Raw genomic sequence first — 24180 nt, 5'->3', positions numbered from 1 at the left:
GGAAGACATCTTCATGCTAAATTCGATGTTACGATTTTTTTCGTACGTAAGAATTTACAAGACCTTGCCGAGTATGCTCAATCGATTTTTATCACTGACGGTTTGCTTTTTTGTCTCAGGTTATGCCTGTTTTAGCCAGGCCGATAACCGATACATTTCCTATGTGAATCCTCTTATCGGGACGGCACCTCTTACCGATTCAACCATCCTGGGCTACAAGCTGCCGGAAGGATGGCGGTCGTGGGCGGGATTGGTGTTTCCGGGAACCTCGCTGCCCAATGCCATGGTGCAGCTAAGCCCCATGACAGAGTATGGATCCGGTGCAGGGTATGAGTACGAAGACAATGTTATTTATGGGTTCACGCATACGAACAAGGGACATTGGAACTTATGTAATATTCCCGTGCTGCCGGTCTCGGCAGACCGTGCCACATCTTACAAATCAGGATCGCACTTTAGCCATCAGCGGGAAAAGGCTTCGCCTGCGTACTATGAAGTCAACCTCGATGACTACAACGTCAACGTCGGGCTTACGTCCACGCTGCGGTGCGGCTATCACCGCTATACATACAAAAACAATATAGACCGGAAAATTATCTTCGATCTCGCACGTGCCAATAACAAGGTAGTCGAATGGACAATCGAACAGGACGGCACCCGGGCCGTTAGCGGCTATCAGGCAACGCGGGGCGAGAAGATCTTCTTTTATGCCATTTTCAATACAGACGTTGAAAAACTGGATGTGCAGAATAAGTCGAGTCAGGACGGCTACTCCATCCTGCATCTGAAAAACGGTAGTAACGCGCCCGTTGAAATGAAGATTGCGCTATCTTTTGTGAGCACAGAGAACGCAAAAAAGAATCTCGAAAAAGAAATCGGCGTTAAGTCGTTTGACCAAATACGGAAAGACGGAGAACAAACCTGGGAGAATATTCTTTCGACTATCAAGGTGAAGGGCGGCACGGAAAAACAAAAGACGATGTTCTATTCCTGCTTTTACAGATCACTTCTCTGGCCTGCGCTCCGAAGCGACGTCAACGGTGAATACACCGATGCTAAGCGCAACGTGGTGCGTGCGGATTTTAATTACTACACAGAGCCTTCCCTCTGGGATACCTACAGAAACAAGGATGTTCTCCTGGAAATAGTCGCGCCACGTACGGCGCTTGACGTGATCAAGTCACTCAAGGATGTAGGCGACAAAACGGGATTTATTCCGACATTCTTTCACGGTGATCACGGGGCATCCTCTATTGCAGGGGCATACTTGCGCGGCATCACAGACTTTGACGTAAAGGGCACGTATCAATTGCTGTTGCGAAATGCCAATCTGGAAGGCGGTGCACGGCCCTATATCAAAGAATATATTCAGAAGGGCTACATAGCAGACCCTGACATCGCGAACCCGCACGTTGAAACGAAGGCCAAAGCGGGTGTATCGAAGACCCTCGAATATGCCTATGACGATTACTCAGTCGCAAAGCTGGCAGAAGCACTTGGAGACACCGAAAATTACAAGGTGTTCATGCAGCGGTCAAAAAATTACAGAAACGTATTTGACCCCTCAACGCGTTTCATGCGGGGACGGCTGGAGAGCGGGGAGTGGATCAAAAATTTTAATCCCCAATATCCATACTACGAGTATATGTACCGCGAGGCAAACGCTTGGCAGGTCTCATTTTACGTGCCGCACGACATGCCTGGTCTCATCTCACTTTATGGGGGAAATGCCGCCTTCGAGTCGAAGCTCGACTCTCTTTTCACATTGCCGTGGAACCCAAAACACATCGCCAGGAACGTGGAATCGATGATAGGGCAATACTGTCACGGCAACCAACCCGATCACGAAGCTCCCTTTGCATACCATTTCATTGGTAAACCCGAGAAATCGCAGAAGATCATCGATCAAATCATGAACAGCCTCTACGGCATCGGCGACGAAGGTCTTGCACTATGCGGAATGGACGACGCGGGGGAGATGTCTGCATGGTATGTGTTCTGCGCGCTTGGCCTGTATCCATTTTCTGCGACTGATCCCGCATACATTGTAACGGTACCGATGTTCGATAAGGTAGAATGGAGACAGCCAAACGGTAAAACGGTGATCGTCGAGCACAAAGGCAATGGCCGGCGTATGAGTGAAATCGTTCTGAACGGAAAGAGCATTAAGGGATACTTTGTGCCGCACGATGTGTTCAGAAACGGCGGGCATATCAGGGTAGATACAAAATAGCAGTAAACGGGCATTTAATCTTTTCCGATAATTTCCTTTCGGTGTTTCATTCCCCAATCTGTCAGATTGGTAATGATGGTCTTTAGTGTTTTGCCGTGTTCCGTTAGCTCATACTGAACTGTTATAGGCTGTGTGTCTAAAACTGTTCGCTTAATTAATTTATTAACCTCCAGTTCTTTTAGTTCCTTGCTCAACATTTTGTTTGAGATACCGACCACATCTTCCAAAATGTCGGAGAACCTTCTTTTGTTGTAATGGCAGATCGAGGAGATGATATAGATCTTCCATTTTCCGTTCAGCACGTCCATAGCGTCGTGAACAGCCCTCATTTCCTTTTTTCGGTCTTCCTGAAATTCCGGTTTGCACTCCATATGTTACTTTGTTACCTGAAGGTTACTGTTACTTTTTGTAACAAAGTTACTAACGGATATGTTCCTGATCTAGCTTCGCATAATTTCCGCTTCCGGGGCGGTATTTATGGACTCTAATGAAATAATATCAAAAATGAAACAGAACAACTATGAGGGAGCGTTACAGAAACCAATTGGTTCTGGGTTTAACGCCACGTCTACGGCGAGTGATGTAATCAATGGGATTGATCTTACAGGCAAGACAGCTATCGTTACCGGCGGTAACACAGGCATAGGGTTAGAAACGGTAAAAACCCTTTCCAACGCAGGGGCAACCGTTATCGTACCCGCAAGAGATATTGAAAAAGCAAAGAAAAATCTGCAAGGAATTGCCCGTGTTGAAATAGAAGAAATGAACCTGACCGATCCGGCTTCCATAGACACCTTTGCCCGTAAGTTTTTGGCGTCGGGCAGACCGCTGCATCTACTTATCAATAACGCAGGAATCATGTTTGTGCCGTTACGGCGTGATGCAAGAGGCATAGAATCGCAGCTTGCGACCAATTACCTGTCCGTGTTTCAGCTTACGGCCAGACTGTGGAGTGCGCTAAAAAAAGCACATGGCGCAAGAGTCGTCAACCTATCGTCTCTCGGACACCAGTTTGCGCCGTTCAATTTTGACGACCCTAATTTTGAACATCGTGCATATGACACGTTGCAGGGGTATGGACATTCAAAGACTGCTGTGAACCTGTTTTCATTGGAATTGGACGAACGCGCCAGATCATTCGGAGTAAGAGTATATTCAATCCATCCCGGCAATATCTTCGGGACAGAATTAACCCGGGAAGCGCCAATAGAAATATTACGGCAATTTGGCTTTGTCAATGAAAAAGGAGAGTTTTTGCCGGAAGTGATTGCATCGCTAAAAACTATACCGCAGGGTGCGGCTACAACCGTTTGGGCTGCAACGAGTCCATCACTAAACAAAATAGGCGGTGTATATCTCGAAGATGTTGATATTGCTCCATTAGCAGTCGATTCATCCGTACCGAATGGCGTAAAGCCTTATTCGTTAGACGAAGCCAGCGCCAAACAATTGTGGAAGCTGACCGAAGAATTAACAGGTGTTACTTTTAACGTAGATTAGTTTTTGTCTCACATCACCCGGGTGGTAATAATAGCCGGTAGGAAGAAATACTTACCGGCTATTATCATATCTATTTCTTCCAGATCCGCTTGACAGTTTTGGACTGCCCGGAGATTACCTGGATGATGTATTGCCCTTGTGGTAACGACGAGAGCGGTAACGTAGTTTCTTTTTCAGTGACCGTCTGCGAGATGAACGACCTGCCGTAAGCGTTTACCACGGTAACGACGGCCAGCGGGTGCCCGCCTTCCGGCAGTTGTATCGTTACGTGATCTTCCGCCAGGGTGGGGTAAACGCTAATACTGGTTTCGGTAAGGGGAGCGATCGATGCGCCTTGGGCAGCTGCCGTGCCGTATACTTCCAACTCAAAGATCGAGTATCCCCATGCGGTGCCACGGGCTGTGCCGTAAATGCGTATATACCGGCCGGTGCCGCTCAAGCCTGAATGATTGTTTACCAGTGCGGTGTTGCCCGAAATGTTTTTTAGCGTGTTCCAGGCCGAGCCGTCGGCAGAAATCTCTATCGCGTATGTGCTGGCGTATGCTGCTTCCCAGGTAACTCTGACGGAACTGATGGCATAGTTGGCCCCCAGATCGACAGACAACCATTGCGGGTCTACTGCCTCGATGCTGGCCCAACGTGTGGTTGTGGCGTTGCCGTCGACGGCTTTGGAAGCCTCAAGACCCGCGCCTTCGATGGAGGAAGCCGTGGCCGTTTTGCCCAGGGCCAGATTTGCCGATGTCGGGGCAGGCGTGCCATATACCTCCAACTCGTAAATGGAATAGCCATATACGGTGCCGCGGGCAGTGCCGTGTATGCGCAGGTATCGGCCGGTTCCACTGAGGCCGGCGTGGTCGTTCACCAGGGCTGTGTTGCCGGTAATGCTTTTAAGATCGTTCCAGGTTGACCCATCGGGCGAGATTTGAATCTGGTACGCCGTGGCGTAGGCGGCTTCCCAGGTTACTTTAACACCTGTCACCGAGTAGCTCGCGCCAAGATCCACCGAGATCCATTGCGGATCGACAGCCTGTGTGCTGGACCACCGGGTGGTAGCATTGCCATCCACAGCTTTCGGACCTTCGAGTCCCGCTATTTCCACTGATGAAACCGTCACCGTTTTATTCAGGGCAATGTTTGTAGCCGTTGTGCCGGTCGTTACTGTGAGGACTGCGCTGGCCGCAGACACGTTTCCGGCGGCATCTTTTGCCTTTACGGTAAAGCTATAGCTCGTGTTGGCGGCAAGGCCGGTTGCGGTAAAGGCTGTAGACGTGGTAGTGCCCACCGATACACCACCCCGGAACACTTCGTAGCTGGTCACAGCTACATTGTCTGTCGAGGCGCTCCACGCCAGGGCTACACTGGTAGCGCTGGTGGTCGTGCTGCGCAGACTGGCAGGTGCGGTGGGAGCCTGCGTATCTGTGCCGCTGCCCTTGATAACCTGGTCGATGGCCAGCAGCAGCGACTTCGCACCGGTGGCATCGGCAGCCAGGTGCCAGATCATAACACCGGCGCCGCGTTGCAGGGCCAGCGTAGTCTTGGATTTAATAGTAGGTATGCCGTTGTAGTAAATGGTGTTACCCACCTGATCCTGGTTTTCAGCGCCTGCGTAAGTATTGACGATTTCAGAATACGAATAATCGCCGTCGCGAAAGGCAGCGCCAAAGCCCCATCCGTAGAAGGGCACGCCCAATACAGTCTTGGCTACCGGCAGGCCACGTCCCTGCCAGTATGTAATAGCGTTTTGCGCATAGGCATACGATGAATGTTGGCCTGGCGCGTTAGGATTCCACGGGCCGGTGGCATCATACGCCATGATGTTGATGAAATCGAAATACTGAAGCGTAGCCGTGGGGACGTTCGTGCCCCCGTATCCTTCCGATAGCGCAGCGGTAATGATCTTACCCATAGGGTGCAACGCGTTGGCAAGGTCGCGAATGAAATCACCATAATCGCCGTTGATAGCAGGCCCTTCCAGGTCGATGTCAAGGCCATCCAGGTTATGAGCCGTTACATAGGCCGTAAGCTTTTGAATAAAGACCGCACGCTGTGATGCGCTGATCAGATTAAAATAAATGTTACGCTGGTTGGCATCTTCAGAAGCACTGCCGCCACCGATGGAAACCAGCACCTTCACGTTGTTAGCATGAGCCCGGGTAATGAGGTTGTTCTCGGCGGAATTGAACGACAGGTTACCGCTGGCGTTGGCATTCTCGAATGCGATGTTGAGGTGCGTAACCTTCGAATAATCTAAGGTATTGGCATAGCTGTTAATGTCGATCCAGTTGGGCACATACCCAACCACCTTGGTCTGGGCCAGAGCCGCACCGGCAATGGATAGCCACAGGGCGAGTGTCAATACTGCGGACTGTAAAATTTTTAGTTTCATAATTCTTGAATTCAGTGTTTACGATTGGGGACGTTGGCATAAAGTAAGTTAATGAACCAACGTTCTTCGTTACCACTCAATAATTGCTGCCAGCCGCTCAATAACCGGCCTGGGAGTTATTGGTCTTTTGTTTACCGGAGGAAATTTGGATTGATCGGCACGGGAGGTGCGGTCTGAGAACTAGCCTGGAAGGACAATTCCTACGAAGTGGATCGTTATATTAGCAGTCAGGGTGAAAATGCTGGATATTGGGCATTAAAATGTGTAACCATTTGCCACTTTTTCGGTATCCCCTGGCAAAAGGCCCCTTGCCTATTCGATAAGCCATCCTCAAAACGTAGCCTACATGTTTAAAAACTTCATGATCATAGCCTTCCGTAATCTTCTGAAAAGGAAAGTATACTCGTTCATTAACATCTTTGGTTTGGCTATTGGCGTTGCGGTGTGCCTTGTTATATTAAAATATGTCGACTTCGAATTAAGCTATGATAGCTTTCATAAAAACGCGACACAGATCTATCGCACCACAACCTCTTCCTATCAAAATGGTGAATTTCGGGGCACGCGGCCGCTTTCAGGATATGCCCAGGGGCCGGCACTGCTGGGAGATATCCCGGAAGTAAAAGCGTATGTGCGCACCCACCCGATGTATGGAGGTGCCGTGTTGAGCTATATGCGTGACGCCGGAGATCCGTCAACATTTCATGAAGATAATATCCAGTTTGTGGATTCTACATTTCTGGATGTGTTTACTTACCGGGCCCTTCAGGGTGATTTACGAACGGCCCTGGATAATCCTAAATCGATAGTGATCACTAAAGCGACTGCCAATAAATATTTCAACAGGAACGAAGATCCGCTCGGAAAGGTCATAAAGGTATCGGGTGGTTGGGCTGATGGCGACTACGAGGTAACGGCGGTAATTGATGACGTCCCGCAAAACTCACATTTTAATTTTGATGCTCTTTTGCCGACCCATAATCTGCTTCAAAATGGTCAGTATAAGCAGGATGACGGCTGGGGTTGGAATAACTTCGTTACATACGTTGAATTACATCCGCAGACGGATGTAAAAAGAATCGAGGAAAAAATGCCGGCGTTTATTGATAAGTATGTAGGGAAGGGCCTGGCGGAATCGAACAGTAAAAATGTACTGCAGTTCCAGCCCATCCTGGATATCCATTTGAAGCCCGGGCTTGAGAATGAATCCAGCGCCACAGTCGGTATGAACACCATTTATTTCTTCCTCATAATCTCTATTTTTATTTTGGCTATTGCCTGGATTAACTACATTAATCTTTCCACGGCGCGGGCATTGGAACGTGCGCGTGAAGTAGGTATCAAAAAGGCAATCGGGGCGCGCAGACGTCAGTTGATGCTGCAGTTTATTTTTGAATCTGTACTGATTAACTTTTTGGGAGTACTCATTGCCGTAGGCCTGGCCATGTTGTTGTTGCCCGTTTGGGGTGAAATTGTAAATAAGGATCTTTCGTTTGACTTTACAGACATCCGCTTTTGGATTATACTTATCGTCTTATTCGCCGTCGGATCGTTGATGTCGGGCGCTTACCCGGCTTTTGTATTATCCTCGTTTAGTACAATCGATGTGATGAAGGGGAAATCTAAAACCACGGGTGGGTTTTCTCTCCGTAAGGCATTGGTTGTATTTCAATTTGCTTCTTCTCTCATACTCATTGCAGGAACATTTGCCGTCTTTCGCCAAATTATGTTTATGCGTGATCAGGATAAGGGCTTAACCATGGATCAGATGCTTATTGTTAACGGGCCAAGAATAATAGAAGGTTCTAACCGTAGAGAGCGGCTTGTCACCCTGAAGAACGAATTGAAGAAAATCCCCGGAGTAGATCACGTAGCAACATCGGCGGCAATACCGGGAGGAGGATATAATTGGGGAACCAGCATGCGGAAAGACGGAGCGGCACGGGAGGAAGATAAAGGAGGAAGTATTGTCTGGATCGATCCCGACTTTATAGAAACCTACGGCATCCAGGTTTTAACCGGCAAGGTCTTTGATCCGGCAATATCATCTGATATGAGATCTGTGTTGGTAAACGAGGCGGCGTTAACAGCGTTTGGGTTGGGCAATGCAGAGCAGGCTCTCCAGGAGCGCATGATTTTAGGCGACGATACGGTGGCTATTCTTGGCGTATTAAAAAATTATCATTGGAACTCGCTAAAGGTAGACCATACGCCCTGGCTATTTAAAGCTGATACGATATCGCAACGCAATTTCTCTGTTCATCTCAGCGGAGCGAATATGAGCGAGACCATTAAAAAAATTGAGAAACAGTATAAAGAAGCATTTCCCGGAAATCCTTTTGACTATTATTTCCTGGATGATTTCTTTAACAATCAATACAAGGATGATCAGCAATTTGCGAGCATATTCAGCCTTGCTGCCATGCTTGCCATTATGATTGCTTGTCTGGGATTGTGGGGACTGGCTTCCTTCACAACAACACAAAAATTAAAAGAGATCGGCATCCGAAAAGTACTGGGCGCATCTGTGGGAAGTATTATGTCACTTTTATCCTGGCAGTTCTTTAAGCTTGTGCTGATCGCCAGCGCCATTGGGCTGCCGCTTACGTGGTACGGCGTGGATTCATGGCTTGATAATTTTGCCTTTCGCGTGGGGTTGAACTGGGATATGTTTGTTGTTCCCGTTGTGATCCTTTCCGTTCTTGCACTCGGAACGGTAAGCCTGCAGATCTTCCGCGGTGCGAACAGTAATCCTGCCAGGATTCTTCGGTCAGAATAAAATTAAGCTTCTTATTACAAGACAACCCCATCGGCAGCTAATGAGGACTAGCTCGACGGCTTGTACGGCAAGGTTGTGGAGAACTTGAAAGATGATTTATAGCTGTCGCTGACCATAGGAAGCGGACAGCAAGCACGTTAGGCATAACAATCACTTAATAATAATTTAATCGGGGGATAGCTGTCCAAATACGTGTTCGATAGGAACTTGCCTGCCAAATTCAGCGTGGGCATGCCCATCAAATATTCTTAATCCCATTACCTAATTCAAGTAGTCTTATGCAAAAAATGTTTACGTACGCGCTGCTGGCAGCGACATTATTTATGGCGGCCTGTAGCGATGACGATAGCCCGAGCACGGAGGAACCCGAGACTCCCGCGGAAAACCCGTCTGCCTTTAAATCCATTAGCGAGATTACGCTGGTGGGCGGCGAGACCGCGGCTGAAATATCCGCGTATGACCCTGCTACGAAAAAACTGTTTGTCGTCAATGCAGTGAGCTCCGCCATCGACATCATCGATATGACCGATCCTTCGGCGCCGAAAAAGCAAGGAACTCCGTTGGACATTACCGCTTTTGGCGCCGGCGTGAATAGCGTGGCGGTAAAAAATGGTTTACTGGCCGCTGCTATCGAAGCAGCCCCGAAAACCAGCCCCGGCAAAGTCGTGGTGTGGAGCACAGCCGACATGACGGTGAAGGCCAGCCCGACGGTCGGTGCCCTGCCTGACATGGTTGCTTTCAGCGCCGACGGCAATTATATTCTTTCGGCCAACGAAGGCGAGCCGGACGAAGCATACGAGATCGATCCTGTCGGTTCTATCTCTATTATTGATGTCAAGAACAGCTACGCAGCAACGACCCTGGACTTTAGCGGCTTTGAAGGTCAGGCCGACGCGCTTCGCGAGAAAGGCTTCCGCCTGCCGGGTCAGAGCCGTGAATCCAATACACTGGCGAAGGACACGGAGCCCGAGTATATCACCATTTCGGCCGATTCAAAGACCGCCTGGGTGACACTTCAGGAGAACAACGCCATAGCGCGTATTAACATTACCGGCAAAACGATTGAGAAAATCTTTCCGCTGGGCTTCAAGGATCACAGCAAGGCTGGGAATGAGCTCGACGCCAGCGATGAAGATGGTGCCGTAACATTTACCACACGCCCGGTGCTGGGAGCTTATCTGCCCGACGGCATTGCTTCTTTTACGATCGGCACTACAACCTATTTGATCACCGCCAACGAGGGTGATAGCCGTATCCGTCCGACGAGCGACGACGTGCTGGACGGATATGAAGAAGGTGATCTTTATAATGAAGAAAGCCGCATTAAAAACGTCGATCTTGATCCGTCTGTTTTCACGGACGAAAGCCTGCAAGACGACGAAGTTATCGGGCGATTAAAAATCACTAACACGATGGGCGACATCAACGGCGACGGCTTATACGAAAAACTCTATACGTTTGGTACACGCTCCTTCTCTATCTGGAACGGCACTACCGGAGAATTGGTATTCGATAGCGGCAGCCAACTGGAGAAATTTGTCCTGGAAAAATTACCCGCTCAGTACGATGATGCCCGCAGCGACGACAAAGGTGTAGAGCCAGAAAATGTAACCGTCGGTAAAATCGGTGATAAGACACTGGCCTTTGTTGGCCTGGAGCGCGCCGACGTATTGGTGGTGGTGGATGTCACCAACCCGGCTGCGCCGCTGTTACTACAAGCTTTACACACCGGCGATGCGCCGGAAGGTGTATTGTTTATCTCAGCGGAAGACAGCCCGACCGCACACAGCCTCCTCGTTTCAAGTTGCGAGGGCGATGGTAAAGTGAATGTGTTCCAACCGGAAGAACTATAAAACCAGGCATCTGCCAAGAAAGGCTCCTGTGAAAACAGGAGCCTTTCTTTTTTTACTTCTGGCCTTGCCAAACAAGGTTGACATTTGTTCCCGCGAGAGCCATACTATTTCTCCTTCCAGACGTATGTTGAATGATTTTAATTGCAGGTGTAACCCTCACACCTTTTCAATGGGCATGTTCCGAAAGTACATCAATACGAAGCAACCGTCTATTCGGGCAAACCAAGATTTCTTTTTAAGTTCTGATAAAAAAAACTATCTTAGTTAGAGCCCACTTTTGTGACCTTATCAAAGGCCCCAAATTGGGCTTTTGTTCTAAAAGGTGCATAAGCTATAAACATAGTGCAGGCATGAGGCGTTAACAAAATTCCATGGAACAAAAACAAATTAAACATACAGAACTTACCTTTCAGCTTATTGTCGAATCTTCTCCTAACGCAATAGTCCTGGTAAACAAAGAAGGTAAAATTGCGTACGTAAATAATCAGACAGAAAAATTATTTGGATACACCAAAGTTGAACTCGTCGGTCAATTGGTGGAAATGCTGATACCGACGCGTTACAGTGAAAATCATCCCGGATTTCGTAATACGTTTTTTACTTCACCCAAGGTACGCTCCATGGGGGTTGGGAGAGAGCTCTTTGCATTGAGAAAAGATAACACTGAATTTCCGATAGAGATTGGCTTAAACCCTATAGTGACGGTGGATGGAACGATGGTGTTAGCATCGATTATAGATATTACCGAAAGAAAGAAAGCAGAGGAACGCTTCAGGCTCGTGGTAGAGTCGGCCCCAAACGCCATGGTGCTTGTCAATCATGAAGGTATAATCACTTTAATCAACAGGCAAACTGAAACCCTTTTTGGTTATGAACGGATTGAGCTGGTAGGAAAAAAGATTGAGATCCTTCTTCCCGAGAGATTTAGCAAACACCACCCGGAACATAGAACCTCCTTTTTTCGAACGCCACAAACACGTTCTATGGGAGCAGGGCGGAATTTATTCGCCAGGAAAAAGGATGGAAGCGAAATACAAGTGGAAATAGGGTTAAATCCTATTGACGCGGTAGAGGGCCAGTTGGTTTTGGTTTCAATAATTGATATCACCGATCGGAAAAAGGCAGAAGAAAGATTTAGGCTGGTAGTTGAGTCAGCCCCTAATGCAATGATATTGGTTAATCATGAAGGCGTTATCAATTTAATTAATAAACAAACTGAAATCCTTTTTGGATATGAACGAAGTGAATTGATCGGAAAAAAACTTGAGATTCTTCTTCCGGAACGATTTTCCAATCAACATTCAACACACAGAAATGATTTTTTTAAAAAACCGCAGACTCGTTCTATGGGTAAAGGCAGGGATCTGTTCGCCAAAAGAAAAGATGGTACAGAGGTTCAGGTTGAAATTGGTTTAAATCCCATTGAAACCGCGGAAGGCCAACTGGTTCTAGCCTCGATCATTGACATCACGGAGCGAAAAATACAGGAGATGATTCTTAAAAAACAGGTGGAATTAGAAACTAAAAATAAGGAACTCGAACAATTTGCCTATGTGGCTTCACATGACCTTCAGGAGCCGCTCCGCACGGTTTCTAATTATATGCAAATCTTCGAGGAGGATTACCTCGCACATTTAGATGATGATGCACGAAAGTATATCCATTCTGTGAATAACGCTACAAAAAGGATGAGTACGCTGGTGAAGGCCCTTTTGGATTTTTCGCGCTTAGGTCGCAATAGTAAACTAGCCCATGTAGATTGCAATGAATTAATTGATAATGTTGTGTCTGACCTTCAGACGCTAATCAAAAGGACCAATTCTATCATCCACGTAGCTGAAATGCCAAGCCTTAATTTGTATGAGGTAGAGATTGGTCAACTCTTCCAAAATCTCATTTCAAATGCCATCAAGTTTCAAGAAAAGAATAGTACACCTGAAGTGCACATCTACTCAAAAAACGTAAATGGAAAATGGCAATTCTCAGTGAGAGATAATGGAATTGGTATTACACCCGCTCATTTTGAACGGATATTTGACATCTTTCAACGATTACACGCCACCGCGGAATACGAAGGGAGTGGTATTGGACTTGCCAATTGCAAAAGGATTGTCGAATTGCACCAGGGAGAGATTTGGGTTGAATCTACGTTGGGTAAAGGAGCCACATTTAATTTCACTATCCCTCCACTAACGATATGAAAAAATTAAGATGTATAATGCTGATAGATGATAATCCGGATGATAATTTCTTCCATCAACGGGTGATAAAAAAAGCAGATGCAGCGGAAGTAGTCATTGCAGAAAACTCGGGTATGGGTGCACTGGAATATTTAAAATTAAAAAAAGATCATCCCCAGGAGCATCCAGACCTGATCTTTTTGGATATTAACATGCCCGGCATGAATGGATGGGAGTTTCTTGAGGAATATGAAAAGTTGGATAAAGATTTACAAAGCCGTGTCATCATTGTGATGCTTACGACCTCAGAAAACCCGGATGATCGAATGAAAGCCATGAATATTGTTCCTGAGTTTAGAACAAAACCGTTGACAAAAGAGATGCTTGAAGAAATTATCAATAAATATTTTTAGGCTTAATTTAGCGACCTGCCAGGAATCAAACCGCAAATGCCCGGGAAATCAAAGAGAATATAGAGAAACTACGATTGCAGGAATTCCGTGCTGGCGCGCGTAATGTTGACTTTGGTTTTGTTTTACATAACGGCTTTCTTACCTTTCTATATAAATTATTAGTTTGTTACGGGTTATGTTTTTGTTATACTTTTTTCTCGTTAGCGTGGAAATCATCCTTAAACCTGTAAAGAGACTTGGAAATGCGCGCGACTGCGATATACAATGAACGGAATATTCTGACCCTGCTGGAGGGTGGGAGCGAGTTCGCCTTTGTGCAGATTTTTGATCGTTATCGTCCGCGTATTTACAAAACCGCCCGGCAGTTTCTGAAGTCTCCCGAGCTCGCCGAAGAAATTGTACAAGAGGTGTTTATGAAGCTTTGGATGCGTCGCGCGACTGCCTGCGAGATTGAGAAGCTTGATGCGTATTTATTCACCATGGCTCGCAACCTCACACTTGATATGCTACGCAAGCAGGCCTACGAGGCCGGAGAGGCCAGGCGCATGGCAGTAGGCATGGATATGATCGGGAGCGCCTCCGATGAGCCGCTGCTGGAATCGCAATATACGGAGTTATTACAGGAGGCGGTTTCATTACTGCCCCCTCAGCAACAGCAGGTGTTTCGGCTGGCCAAAGTCGAGGGCCTTAGCCACGAGGCTATTGCCGCGCAACTCAATATTTCGCGGCTCACGGTAAAAACCCACATGGCCAAGGCCCTGCAATCGATTCGCAACCACCTGCGGCCACATTTGGGCATGGTGGTAGCATTGCCATTCCTCTTTTAAAAAATCTTCAGTTTTAGGGTCTGAGAATATTTTTCAGACACCGCTACTCCCTTCTTGCTTCCCATTCGTCTTAGGTATAATAATCCAGGGAATGGATTTTTCCCGGATTAAAATTTTAACAACGTCGCTTAATAAAGTATTATATAATGTCACGTTCTGCACTACCTCCTTCCGGCCAGCGATTTGATACACTGCTGGCGCGTTATCTCGGCGACCACGCTACTCCCGCAGAGCTGCAGGAGCTTATGGACATGCTGCACAGCGGGGCGTATGATGATATTATCGGGGAACAGATCATGGCGATGCTCCAGGAAGAGACGGGTGAAGACATGGCGACAACACGTGCGCAGGCGATCCGCGAAGCGATTATCGCGACGGGGCGTGAAGAGGCCGCTGTCGTGCCGCTGTCACCCCCAGGCAAACGTTGGCGTTGGCTTTCCGCGGCGGCGGCTGTAGTAACCGTTCTGGCGGTTTTGGGTATTGGCTTATTGATCCGGAAGGAAGAACAGCCGTCCACGCCGATGGCGGCGAAGCAGGAGGAAGGACCGACTATTCATACCGGCAAACAGTTTATACACCTGCCCGATGGCAGTACGGTATTACTGAACGAAGGCAGTGAGCTTCGATATACGAATGCATTCGGCACCGCGATGCGTGAAGTAGAGCTTATCGGCGAAGGCTACTTCGATATTCAACACGATCCGTCGCGCCCGTTCCGGGTGCATACGGGCAAGATTATTACCACAGTACTCGGTACGGCTTTTAACGTGTCGGCGTGGCCCAATCAGAAAGATATTAAAGTCACCGTGGCTCGGGGTAAGGTGCAGGTAGGCGATGAACAACAGGCATACGCCACGCTTACGCCCGACCAACAGGTGGCTGTGAACCGTACCACGCACGCATTTTCGCAAATCAATATAAACGTTTCCAAAGCCACTGAATGGAAAAGCGACTACCTCATTTTTGATGACGTAAGCCTGGCGGAGGCCATTGAGGTGATCGAGGAACACTATGCCGTGGCAATAACCCTGAGCAATGAAAAACTGAAAGATTGCCACGTCAGTGCCACGTTTCTGAACGGTGAAGACCTGGATCAGGTAATGACAGTGATCACGGGAGTTTTGCAAGGCACCTATAGACAGGAAGGAAGACTACTCACCATTCACGGGGCTGGCTGCGAATAAATACACCACCGAAGAAACTACCTAATACATAACCTATGAACCACATTACAACAACACAGGAAGACGGTTAACCCTGCTGAGGTATATGCACAAAAAAACCACCCGGTTACGACCCGGATGGTTGGGTGCTTTTAATAATTATCGGGTAACCATTAAAAACAATTCAATTTATGAATTTAAACTTTACTGAACAACCATGTTCAGCAGGGGGGCGTGCGTGCTTTCTTCAGCAATATCCCAGATTAAAATTCCTCATGCGGGTAAGTCTCTTCTATCTTTTTCTGACGGTGCTTAGTCTCCAGTTACTGCTGGCAAATGCCAGCAGGGGCCAGGGTCTGGAAGACATTCAGGTTACACTTGAGCTCAAAGACGAGCGGCTGAAAGATGTGTTTAAAAAGATCGAGAAGCAGACCGGGCTATTGTTTGCGTACCAGCCTCAGCAGGTAAACGCATACACCGGAATCAGTCTGCAAAAGTCTACTCGGTCGGTGAAGGAATTCCTGGACTTGATTCTGGAGAATACACCGCTTGCTTACCGCAAGGTAAACGAAAGCGTGATCGTGTTTAAGAAACCGCTAGAGCGTGAGGAGTCAATAAGCGATGAGCAAGGTCCGGTGGCGCAAATCGTTTCCGGTACGGTGCTGGACAAAGAAACGAATCAGCCATTGCCGGGGGTAAGTGTCATGATCAAAGGGACCACGCGCGGTACCGTAACGAATGGCGATGGAAAATATACCTTGGAAGTGGAAGAAAATGACGTGTTAGTCTTTTCATTTATTGGCTTTGTGACCATAGAAGCGGCGACCGCCGGAAAGACGCAGATCGATATAGCATTAGAGCTGAACGTGAAGTCGTTGGACGAGGTCGTAGTCATCGGCTACGGTACCACCACGCGCCGTTTGGCCACCGGTTCGGTAGCCCAGATCGGTTCGTCGGAGATTGCCAGTCAGCCTGTCACCAACGTGCTACAGGCGTTGCAGGGGCGATTGGCGGGGGTATCGGTCACCCAGGCTAACGGTTTACCGGGTGCCGGCTTTAGCGTACAGATACGAGGGGAAAACTCGCTGGCCGGCAGGAATCAACCCCTCTACATAGTAGATGGCGTCCCCTATATGTCGACGCCCATCAATCAGCAGAGCCAGACGCTCACGCCAACCAATCCCTCGGGGTATGTGTTACCGTCAGCCGAAGGGCAGACCAACCCGCTTAACAGCATCAACCCGTCCGATATTGAAAGTATCGATGTATTGAAAGACGCCGATGCCACGGCCATTTATGGCTCGCGGGCGGCGAACGGTGTCGTGCTGATCACCACAAAAAAGGGCCGTGCCGGCAAGACTCAGTTTACGGTTAATGCCAGCACCGGTACTTCGCGGGTGCCACACTTCGTTGAAACCCTGGGCACACCCGAATACCTGCGCCTGCGCGCGTTGGGTCTGGCAAACGCCGGCACCGTACCAACAGCAGCCAATGCGCCTGAGCTCACCGTGTGGGACCAGAATGCATATACCGATTTTCAGAAGCTCCTCCTCGGTAACGCCGCGAAGACACACGATGTAACGGCGAGCCTGTCAGGCGGCGATCGTCGCACGACCTTCTTCATCAGCGGTACATTCCACAAAGAAAACAACGTCTTTACCCAGGATCAGGGCTATCACCGCGGTTCCGTGAACTTCAGCGCGGCTCACACCACCGACAATGAGAAGTTGCAGGTTGGCTTGTCAGTTATCTATAGCGGCGACAAAAACGATATCAGTGTGCTTGACCTCACATCGATTGCCTATACGCTGGCACCTAACTTCCCGCTGTACAATGATGACGGCAGCCTGTATTGGACTGGCGCTGTGCTGGGAACAGCCAACCCATTGGCGAACTTCAAGCGTGTCAACGAAAACAAAACAACGAACCTGATCAGCAACATGAACATCCGCTACACCGTGTTGCCGGGTCTCGACTTAAAAACCACCCTCGGCTTCAGCCGTACGGACATGGACCAGATGGCACTCACGCCGATGGCGGCCCAGGATCCTGCGGTGACATCCAATCAGGCGCGATCGGCGTTTTCATATAACATCACGCACAATTACATTGTCGAGCCGCAGCTTACCTATACCAGAGAGATTTGGGAAGGAAAACTCGATGTGCTCGTGGGAGGTACCTGGCAGTTTCAGAACTCCAAGCAACCGTTCTATGTGCTGGCAAGCAACTTTATTTCAGACGAGTTCATCACGAATCTGTCTGCTGCCCAGACAAAAAGTATTAACAGCACTTCACAGCAGTACAAGTATGCGTCGGTGTTTGCGCGCGTAGGTTACAACATTCGCAACAAGTATCTGGCGAACATCAGCTTCCGGCGCGACGGTTCTTCACGCTTCGGGCCCAAGAATAAGTTCGGAAATTTTGGCTCAGTGGGTGCCGCCTGGATTTTCTCTGAGGAGGGCTTCCTGAAAAACCTTGGTTTGTCCTGGCTCACTTTTGGCAAGCTGCGGGGCAGCTATGGTATAGTCGGCAGCGACAACATCAGCAACTACGAATACCTTGAAACCTATCAATCCGGTTCATACATCTACAACGGTGTGGCTGGTCTTTCCCCGAACCGCATCGCCAACGACGAGTTTAAATGGGAGGAAACCCGTAAGCTCGAAGGCGCGCTGGAAATTGGCTTGTTGAACGACCGGGTAATTCTGACCACGGCCCTGTACCGCAACCGTACCGAAAATCAGCTGCGGACGTATCCCATCAGTGCACAGTCTGGTTTTACATCCTATCAGTCCAACCTGCCGGCCACCGTGCAGAACGCGGGGTTGGAGATCGGCGTCACCAGCACGATCGTGAAGCAGGGAGATTTTACCTGGTCTACCTCCGTAAACTACTCCCGTAACCACAACAAGCTGGTGTCGTACCCAGGTCTGGCGACCTCGCCATACGCAAGTACATACAAGGAAGGTGAGTCCATCAATAATTTCCGGCTGTACCGTTACACCGGTATCAGCGCCGATACGGGCATGCCGACGGTAGAAGATCGCGATGGCAACGGAACGTATGACGCCCGCGACTACTACTTTATGGGCCCCCGGGCTCCGAAATTCTTCGGCGGCGTAACCAACACGCTTTCGTGGAAGGGACTGTCGTTGGACTTTACTTTCCAGTTCGTGAAACAAAACGGGCTTAGCCTACTGAGCTCGTCGTACCAGCCGTCGTACCTGGCCTACAACGGCTCCGTGGATATCACCCGCGATTACCTGGCACTCGGCGATGAGGACATCTTGGTAACAACGGCACGTCCGGCAGCAGTGATCTACGGCCGGTACGCAGCTTCCGACCAGGCGTTGGTAGACGCTTCGTTCATCCGCCTGAAAAACGCCAGCATCTCGTATACCCTGCCGTCGGCCTGGCTGTCGCGCGCCCGGATACGGAATGCCCGTGTATATGTGCAGGGCCAGAACCTGTGGACCATCACACCCTACGAAGGGTTTGATCCCGAATCACAGGGTGTCGCCACACCGCCCCTGCGGACCATCACGGCCGGACTCCAGTTCACTCTCTAACCATTGCATTTATGTTCAAAAAAATATTCATACTGTACTTCGTGATAGGCTTCACCGCGCTGGTGGGGTGTGAGGATATGATCGAGATTGAGGCACCGTTGGACCAGGTGGTGGCCGAGGATGTATTCAAGTCCGACGCTACCGCCAAGTCGGCGTTGTCGGGATTGTACGGCACCTTTTCGCAATCACAGACACAATTGCAGAACTTAACGGTCAACCTGGCCCTGGCGGCGGATGAGTTGGAGTACTATCAGACGGTGGCGACGTACATCGAATTCGCCACCAACACGTATTTGCCGTCCAACGGAAACGTGTCGGGTATGTTTTCAGATTATTACGCCGCCATCTATAAGGCGAATAGTCTGATTGAGGGAGTGGCACAGGGAAGCGTTACGCCGGCACTGGCAACGCGCATCACGGCGGAGGCGAAATTTCTTCGGGCCTATTGTTACTTCCACCTGGTCAATTTATTTGGCCGCATTCCGCTGGTACTCGAAACCGATGTGAACGTAACGTCTATCTTGCCACGCTCCAACCCGGACGTAATCTATGAACAGATCATTCGCGACCTGACAGAAGCGCGGGCAGACCTGGCGGCGGATTACGCTGTCTCCACAGGCAGTCGCGTTGTACCGAACAAGGCTGCCGCTGATGCAATGCTGGCCCGTGTATACCTATATACCGGGGCGGATGATCTCGCAGAGGCCGCCGCGTCCAGTGTCATTGACCAGACCGCCCTGTATACGCTCGTGCCGCAGGGCAACCTTGCCACCGACGTATTCAGCCGCGACAACAAGGAAGCCATTATGCAGTTTATGGGTTGGGGAGTCAGCACCAATCTGTACACCTACGAAGCTAGTGTGTTGATTCCCTCGTCCTTCGCGACCACTGCAACGTTCGGCCTCTCTAACGACCTTATCGATGCATTCGGTCCGGACGACGCACGTCGCAACGCATGGATAACGCAGGTGATCAAAGAGGGGGTTACCTATAACATTCCATATAAGTATAAAAACCTGACGTCGACCACTGTAGTCGCAGCCGGCGAATACCCCACCATTCTTCGGTTGGCTGAACAGTACCTCATTCGGGCGGAGGCACGTGCTCGCATCGGAACGAACATCGCCAGCGCCCTGGCCGACCTCAACGCCATCCGCACACGCGCGGGGCTAACGGAGAGCAGCACCACAGATGCAACGGCATTGCTGGACGAAATTGCAGAGGAGCGTCGCAAGGAGTTGTTCCTGGAGCTGGGCCATCGCTGGTTCGACCTCAAGCGCACAGGCAAGATCGACGACGCGCTGAATCCCATCAAACCCGACTGGGAATCAACGGCCGCGTTACTGCCTATTCCGCAAGCGGCTGTTGACGCTAACCCAGCGTTGTTACCGAACAATCCCGGGTACTAATCGCAACGGATAGTCTTATACAGTCCCCGCGCCGACGTAGCCGGTGTGGGGACTCGTTCGCGACTGTCTCTGCTTTTCTTTTCAAATCAACCTTTACATGAATTACAAATTTCCCGATGCGGTATGCCTGCCGCTGCTTTTACTGATATTGGCATTCGGTGCCGCGGCCCAGACGGAACCCCAAACCATCCCGCTTCATCCCGCCGTCAAAACAGGCACGCTTGCCAACGGCTTTACGTATTACATCCAGCGCAACGTCGAACCTGAAAAACGGGTGCAGTTATACTTGGTGGTAAAAGCAGGATCTGTGCTGGAAGCGGAGAACCAACGCGGCCTTGCGCACTTTCTGGAGCACATGGCGTTTAACGGCACAAAACATTTTCCCAAGCACGCACTGATTGATTACCTTCAGAAAAACGGCGTGCGGTTCGGTGCTGATCTGAATGCCTATACCAGTTTCACCGAAACGGTGTATAAACTTCCGTTGCCAACCGATGATCCACAAATACTGGACAACGGTTTTCAGATTCTGCGCGACTGGGCGCACGATGCGCTGCTAGACCAGGAGGACCTCGACCAGGAGCGGGGCGTGGTAATCGAAGAGATGCGGCTGGGTAAAGGTGTAAAAGAACGCATCCGCGAACAAACCCTGCCGGTGTTGCTCAATCACGCCCGCTATGCCAGCCGGCAGCCCATCGGCGTCGAAAGTGTGGTGAATAACTTTACGCGTGAGCAGATCGTGTCATTTTACAACGACTGGTATCGTCCCGGTCTGCAGGCGCTTATCGTGGTGGGCGACATAGATGTTGTCGCCACCGAGCAACGCATACAAAAACTATTTGGTGACCTCAAGAACCCCAAGCGCGCGAAAAAGCATCCCAAATACAATATCCCGTTGACCGGCAAAAAACAGTTTCTGACTGTGACAGATAAAGAGCAACCGTACACCCTGCTGCAGCTGTACTACAAACATCCGGGAACAGCCATGCGCACAATGTCGGACCTTCGCGAGCGTATCGCACTATCGCTGTTTAACAGCATCGTGGCCGAGCGTCTGGGGGAGCTGACCAAGCAGGAGAATCCGCCATTCTTACAGGCCACAAGCAACATCGCGCCATTGTTTCAAAATGTCAACACCCTCACGGCTGCGGTAGCAGCCCGTCCGGGGCAGCTGGAGTTGGGTTTCAAGGCGATGTATACCGAGCTGGTGCGCATCCAGCGGTTCGGGTTTACCACGGGCGAACTGACACGGGCGAAAGCCCGGTATAACGCTGCCGTGGAGGACGCATACCGCGAGCGTGACAAAATACCATCTGACGCCTTTGTCGATGGTTATGTAAAACATTTTCTGGAAGGCACCGCCAGTCCCGGCATAGCCTATCAACGCACGTTTGCGCAGCAACAGCTTCCCGGCATCACAACGGCAGACCTAAACGCTATTGTTCGGCGATACCTCGCCGGTACCGATCGTGACATCGTCATTACCGCCCCTGAAAAAGAGAAGGCGACGCTGCCCGCCGAAGAAACCGTGAACCGCTGGATCACGCAGGTTGCCGACGCCTCATTGGAATCAACGAAAGACGAAAGCGATGTGTTGACGTTGATGACCGCGCCGCCCGACGGTGGCACCGTCCTCAGCACTACCCGGGACGAAGCCGTCGGCATCACCGAGCTGAAGCTCAGCAACGGTGTACGGTTGATACTGAAGCCTACTACCTTTCGCAACGACGAGATTCTGATCCAGGGTTTCAGCCCCGGGGGTACGTCGCTGTACAACGACACCACCTTTCCTTCCGCCTCCGTCGCGGCCATGCTGGTAGGCGCGAGTGGTGCAGGCCCCTTGAGTGCGTCGCAGTTGCCGAAGTTTCTCAGCGGAAAAAATGCCCGCGTCATGCCCTTCATCGACGAGCGTCAGGAGGGAATTCAGGCCACTACCACGAAGGGAGACCTGGAGACGACGCTCCAACTGATATATCAATATATAACCGCGCCCCGCAGGGACAGCGTGTTGTTCCAGTCGTTTATGAAACGGCAGGAGTCTGCGCTGGCGAACCAAACACATTTGCCGGAGTCCATATTGAACGATACTATCGCGTCTGTGCTGGGCAACCACCACTACCGCCGTACGCCGTTCTCGTTGGAAAAACTCCACGCCATCAAGCTCGACGACGTATTTGCAGTTTATAAGGAACGTTTTGCGGACGCTTCAGACTTCACCTTCGTAGCCGTAGGCTCCGTTCAGAATGACTCCGTGCAGCAACTCCTGGTGCGTTACCTGGGAAGCCTGCCTGCCTCACAGCGGACGGAGGCTGCCGTGGATCTGGGCATTCGTGTTCCGGGTGGCAAGATCAGCAAGAAAATCTACGCCGGGCAGGAAGACAAGGCGTCGGTGCGGTTGGTCTTCAGCGGCGACCATACTTACAGCCAGGAGAGTAATCTCCAGCTGGACGGGCTGAAAGAAATCCTTTTGCTGAGATTGACCGAACGCCTGCGCGAGACCGAAGGGGGAGTGTATAGCCCTGCCGTGGATATTAACTATTCTAAATATCCGACACAGGCATATACCGTTAGCGTAGCGTTCGGATGCGCGCCGGCAAATGTCAACAAACTGATCAATGCCACCCGCCACGAGATACTGAAACTCCAGCAAATGGACGCTAATGCCGACGATGTGCAGAAATACCAGGCGGCCCGGAAGCGCACCTGGCAGACCATGCAATACAGCAACGAGTTCTGGTACAATTTCCTCACCAATGTATACCAGGAAGGAGAGAGCACGCATAAAGTGCTGACCTACGAAGATGCCCTGTCCAACGTGACTGCCGGGAGCATTCGCAAAACCGCCGCCCGGTACCTCAACCCGGATAACATGATTGAATTTGTATTGCTGCCGGAAGGCACGAATTGACACACCCAAATCGAACCGTATAATATGTCAGAACCAATAGTAAGCGTAAAAAATTTATCACATCGATATGGCACCGATTGGGCAATCCGGGACATCAACTTCGAGATCAACAAGAAGGGTGTGCTCGGGTTACTGGGCTCCAACGGGGCGGGTAAGTCTACCACGATGAACATTCTATGTGGCGTGCTGAACCAGACAGAAGGCACGGTCACCATTGACGGTATCGATCTGCGCGAGCAGCCTGAGGAAGCGAAAAAGAGGATCGGCTTCCTGCCGCAAAATGCACCGCTTTACCTCGACCTCACTGTCGACGAGTATCTCACGCATTGCGCGCACCTGCGGCTCATCGACAAGGCATCCGTCAAAACGGCCGTTCAGCAAGCCAAGGAGCGCTGCGGCGTCGCACACTTTAGCAAACGCCTTATCGCGAACCTCTCTGGCGGCTACCGCCAACGGGTGGGCATTGCCCAGGCCATTCTGCACAAGCCGCGGCTGGTAGTGTTAGACGAGCCGACGAACGGTCTGGATCCCAACCAGATCCTGGAGGTGCGGAGCTTGATCAGAGAAATCGCCACCGAACGGTCCGTGATCTTCTCTTCACACATCCTGTCGGAGGTTCAGGCCACCTGTCAGGACATCAAGATGATCGAGCAGGGGAGGGTAGTATTTGCCGACACGATGGATGCATTCAACAACTACATCACACCCTCGACGATGGTGGTGACGATGGGCAACGCCCCGGATATGCACACATTGACAGCCATTGAAGGCATTGTCCGTGCCGAAGAGGCGGACGGCAAACGACTGCGGTTGCACTTCGAGGGGCCGCCGCACGATGCCACCGCCAGGGTAATCGAACTGAGCGTCGACCGCGGCTGGCGCCTGACAGAGATCACGCTGGAGCGTAGCTCACTCGATGCCATCTTCGCCCGGCTCTCAAAAAAAGAAAAACAGATATAA

Annotated in this window: 14 protein-coding genes; 12 read left to right on the top strand and 2 right to left on the bottom strand. The window is 50.2% G+C overall.

Annotated elements, in window-relative coordinates:
• The first annotated feature begins 25 nt into the window (after window positions 1-25).
• The gene (locus K7P01_RS31680; protein ID WP_397311160.1) at window positions 26-2233 is read left to right on the top strand and encodes a GH92 family glycosyl hydrolase; all 2208 of its coding nucleotides are present in this window, start codon (window positions 26-28) and stop codon (window positions 2231-2233) included.
• 14 nt (window positions 2234-2247) lie between these two features.
• Here K7P01_RS31680 and K7P01_RS31675 read toward each other — a convergent pair whose 3' ends face one another.
• Window positions 2248-2604, bottom strand: coding sequence for a winged helix-turn-helix transcriptional regulator (locus K7P01_RS31675; RefSeq protein WP_267298615.1), 357 nt, complete (start codon window positions 2602-2604; stop codon window positions 2248-2250).
• Between the two features lie 133 nt (window positions 2605-2737).
• Here K7P01_RS31675 and K7P01_RS31670 point away from each other — a divergent pair, with 133 nt between their 5' ends.
• Complete coding sequence (locus K7P01_RS31670; RefSeq protein ID WP_267298614.1) at window positions 2738-3733, top strand: SDR family NAD(P)-dependent oxidoreductase; 996 nt, start codon at window positions 2738-2740, stop codon at window positions 3731-3733.
• Window positions 3734-3803: 70 nt separating this feature from the next.
• Here K7P01_RS31670 and K7P01_RS31665 read toward each other — a convergent pair whose 3' ends face one another.
• On the bottom strand, window positions 3804-6119 hold the full coding sequence (locus K7P01_RS31665) for a discoidin domain-containing protein (RefSeq protein ID WP_267298613.1): 2316 nt from the start codon (window positions 6117-6119) through the stop codon (window positions 3804-3806).
• A 346-nt stretch (window positions 6120-6465) separates the two neighbouring features.
• On the opposite strand from K7P01_RS31665, the gene K7P01_RS31660 reads away from it, so the two are divergent.
• The 10 genes from K7P01_RS31660 (at window position 6466) to K7P01_RS31615 (ending at window position 24180) form a co-directional block, all read left to right on the top strand.
• Window positions 6466-8898 carry an ABC transporter permease gene (locus K7P01_RS31660; protein ID WP_317987643.1) on the top strand — a complete coding sequence of 811 codons (2433 nt, stop codon included), beginning with the start codon at window positions 6466-6468 and terminating at the stop codon, window positions 8896-8898.
• Between the two features lie 278 nt (window positions 8899-9176).
• On the top strand, window positions 9177-10751 hold the full coding sequence (locus tag K7P01_RS31655) for a choice-of-anchor I family protein (protein WP_267298612.1): 1575 nt from the start codon (window positions 9177-9179) through the stop codon (window positions 10749-10751).
• A 371-nt stretch (window positions 10752-11122) separates the two neighbouring features.
• Window positions 11123-12952, top strand: coding sequence for a PAS domain-containing sensor histidine kinase (locus tag K7P01_RS31650; RefSeq protein ID WP_267298611.1), 1830 nt, complete (start codon window positions 11123-11125; stop codon window positions 12950-12952).
• Window positions 12949-13344, top strand: a complete 396-nt coding sequence (locus tag K7P01_RS31645; protein WP_267298610.1) for a response regulator — start codon at window positions 12949-12951, stop codon at window positions 13342-13344. Before K7P01_RS31650 ends, K7P01_RS31645 begins: the two co-directional genes overlap by 4 nt.
• Window positions 13345-13586: 242 nt before the next feature.
• The gene (locus tag K7P01_RS31640) at window positions 13587-14171 is read left to right on the top strand and encodes an RNA polymerase sigma factor (protein ID WP_267298609.1); all 585 of its coding nucleotides are present in this window, start codon (window positions 13587-13589) and stop codon (window positions 14169-14171) included.
• A 146-nt stretch (window positions 14172-14317) separates the two neighbouring features.
• The gene (locus tag K7P01_RS31635) at window positions 14318-15355 is read left to right on the top strand and encodes a FecR family protein (protein WP_267298608.1); all 1038 of its coding nucleotides are present in this window, start codon (window positions 14318-14320) and stop codon (window positions 15353-15355) included.
• 254 nt (window positions 15356-15609) lie between these two features.
• On the top strand, window positions 15610-18903 hold the full coding sequence (locus tag K7P01_RS31630; RefSeq protein ID WP_267298607.1) for a TonB-dependent receptor: 3294 nt from the start codon (window positions 15610-15612) through the stop codon (window positions 18901-18903).
• An 11-nt stretch (window positions 18904-18914) separates the two neighbouring features.
• The gene (locus K7P01_RS31625) at window positions 18915-20312 is read left to right on the top strand and encodes a RagB/SusD family nutrient uptake outer membrane protein (RefSeq protein WP_267298606.1); all 1398 of its coding nucleotides are present in this window, start codon (window positions 18915-18917) and stop codon (window positions 20310-20312) included.
• 97 nt (window positions 20313-20409) lie between these two features.
• Window positions 20410-23220 (top strand): M16 family metallopeptidase, encoded by a 2811-nt coding sequence (locus K7P01_RS31620; protein ID WP_267298605.1) that lies wholly within the window; start codon window positions 20410-20412, stop codon window positions 23218-23220.
• Window positions 23221-23244: 24 nt separating this feature from the next.
• Window positions 23245-24180 carry an ABC transporter ATP-binding protein gene (locus tag K7P01_RS31615; RefSeq protein ID WP_267298604.1) on the top strand — a complete coding sequence of 312 codons (936 nt, stop codon included), beginning with the start codon at window positions 23245-23247 and terminating at the stop codon, window positions 24178-24180.

The sequence above is a fragment of the Parachryseolinea silvisoli genome (assembly GCF_021190955.1).
GTDB classification, from domain to species: domain Bacteria; phylum Bacteroidota; class Bacteroidia; order Cytophagales; family Cyclobacteriaceae; genus Ohtaekwangia; species Ohtaekwangia silvisoli.
The sequence above is the reverse complement of the archived record's forward strand: the minus strand, read 5'-3'. Positions and strand labels throughout refer to the sequence as shown.